This window comes from Candidatus Protofrankia californiensis (assembly GCF_900634765.1).
GTDB classification, from domain to species: Bacteria; Actinomycetota; Actinomycetes; order Frankiales; family Frankiaceae; genus Protofrankia; species Protofrankia californiensis.
The window spans coordinates 1-2,315 of sequence record NZ_CAAAFT010000369.1 but is presented as its reverse complement, the minus strand read 5'-3'; the positions used below and the strand labels follow the sequence as shown (position 1 = coordinate 2,315).

Here is a 2,315-nt window from a genome sequence, read left to right as displayed (position 1 = left end):
CCCGGCAACGGTGTACCGGGAAACGACGAAGCGTCGCTGGTGGTCACGACAGCGAGTGCGTCCAGCAGCGCGGTGGTGCTGCGGGTCGGGTTGCGCGACCGACCCGCAGCCGGCGTGGTCGTCACGCCGCCGTCACATATCAGGCTGACCAGCTGGCCACTCTCGGCCAGATGTGCCGCGATCGAGCCCGTGGCGCTGACCGCCCACTCGAACGACGAGGTCGGCCCATGGCCGACCCAGGCGTCGGATCGGGTGTCGAGCAGCACGGTCGCACTGGCCGGCCGGAAGCTTTCCTCCCGGCGCACCATCAGCTCACCGGCGCGTGCACTGGTTCGCCAGTGGATCCGCCGCAGGTCGTCCCCGGCCTGGTAGGGGCGGGTGACGAAGTCGTCGGTTCCCAGGGTGGGCCTGGTGCGCTCACGGAGGTTGCCGATCATGATCTGCCGGCCGGGACGCAACGCGGGCAGGGCTTCCAGCGGCGGGGTGACGACCAGCTCGTCGCGGCTGCGGAACGTTCGCGTGAGTTCGCACAGTCCGAACGGATCCGTGATCCGGATCGCCATCGGCCCGATCAGGTAACGGCCGCGCAGCTGGGGACGAAGCTGGTAGGTGAGGTACCGGGCACCCCCCGGCTCCACCCGGTCGAGCACGAAGCGTACCCGGAAGCCGAGATGAGCGGGGACGTCGTCATCCACCAGCAGCACCGAGGAGGAACGCCGACCCATGTTGTCGATCCGAATGCTGACCGACACCGCTGCCCCCACTGTTGAGCGGACAGGTGCCAGGCGCCGGTGGCAGGCGAGCCGGTAGCGGGTCCTGCACACGAATGCCGTCGAGCACACCGGCAGGGCGAGCAGCAGCAGGCCGACCCTAAGAAGATCCTTTTCGCCGACCGTGACTGCCAGGGCGCAGCAGGCCAACCCGGTCGCCACGAAACAGTGCCCGCGGATGGTCAGGCCGCGCAAGGCCGCCAGGAAGTCCAACACGGCAATCTAACGGCCACGGCGTGGCGGACGTGTCCCCGGACGCGGGATGGGGACTCGCGCGATGATCTCCGCGATGATCCGGGAGGCGACCTCGGTGGCGGACGCGCTCGACGCCGCGATCTCCGGTCTGACCAGCAACCGGTGCGTGAGGACCGGTTCGGCCATGGCCTGAACGTCGTCGGGGACGACGAAGGCACGGCCGTCGAGGGCGGCTCGGGCGCGGGCGGTCCTGATGAGGTGCAGTGTCGCACGCGGGGAGGCACCCAGGGCGAGTTCGGGGTGCCGGCGGGTCGCCGTTATGAGATCGACGATGTAGTGGCGTACCTCTTCGGACACGTGCACCGAACGGACCAGGGAGATGAGCCTGATGATCTCGGCGGCCTCGGTGACCGGGTCGACCGCGTCGAGGGGCTCGGTGTTCCCGTGACTGTCAAGCATGGTCAGCTCGGCCGCGGGCGATGGGTAACCCATCGACACCCGGGCGGTGAAACGATCCCGTTGCGCCTCGGGCAGGGGATAGGTGCCTTCCATCTCGATCGGGTTCTGGGTCGCGATGACCATGAACGGCGATTCCAGGTGATAGGTGACACCGTCGATGGTGACCTGATGTTCCTCCATACATTCGAGGAGTGCCGACTGTGCTTTTGGAGCGGCTCGGTTGATCTCATCGGCTATGACCAGATTGGAGAAGATCGGTCCGGGGCGGAACTCGAAGTCGTGGGTGTCCTGCTTGTAGACGCTCACCCCGGTGACATCACTGGGCAGTAGATCGGGTGTGAACTGGATGCGGCGGACACGGGCGTCGATCGAACGCCCGAGTGTCTTGGCAAGCATCGTCTTGCCGACTCCGGGCACGTCCTCGATGAGTAGGTGACCCTCGGCGAGCAGAACGACCAGCGCCGTCCTGATCACTTCGGGTTTGCCGTCGATGACGCTCTCGACCGAGCGGGTTATGCGCGTCGCGACATCCGCGAGGTGGCGAAGGCCGGTCCCGGACTCGCGCCACTGCATGACGCCGGGTTCCGTCACCGTCACGTCGGCCTCCGTCCTCAGATCGGCGAGGTGGGCCCGGCGGACCCCCCACGAGTGTGACACCCAAGCAGGAGATGATCTTCATGGGTTGGAATCATCTGCCCGCTCTGTCCGGAAAGCGTACTCATTCGCAGCGACGTTCGAGGATAGCTGCCACATCGGTTACCGGAGGTGTTTTTGGCATGTTCGGCCAAAAGACACATTGATGCCGGATGCATGATCTCCGGACCTCGCCGAACGTGGGCGTGGGGGTGTCCGGAGTGTCGGACAGGTGGGGGGGAGTGGGGTACAGTGGCG

2 protein-coding genes are annotated in these 2,315 nt (G+C 66.7%); both read right to left on the bottom strand.

The window, feature by feature from the left end; genetic code table 11:
• On the bottom strand, positions 1-986 hold a 986-nt coding region (locus DD1DGNOD_RS18920), incomplete at its 3' end, for a DUF58 domain-containing protein (RefSeq protein WP_131770743.1).
• A 6-nt stretch (positions 987-992) separates the two neighbouring features.
• Entirely contained in the window at positions 993-1,997 is a 1,005-nt protein-coding gene (locus DD1DGNOD_RS18915; RefSeq protein WP_131767820.1) for an AAA family ATPase, read from the bottom strand.
• Positions 1,998-2,315 lie beyond the last annotated feature (318 nt).

What these genes read in the sequence shown, in the direction of transcription:
- DD1DGNOD_RS18915 (WP_131767820.1), bottom strand. Translation starts at nt 1,997, where the DNA reads ATGCAGTGGCGCGAGTCCGGGACCGGCCTTCGCCACCTCGCGGATGTC.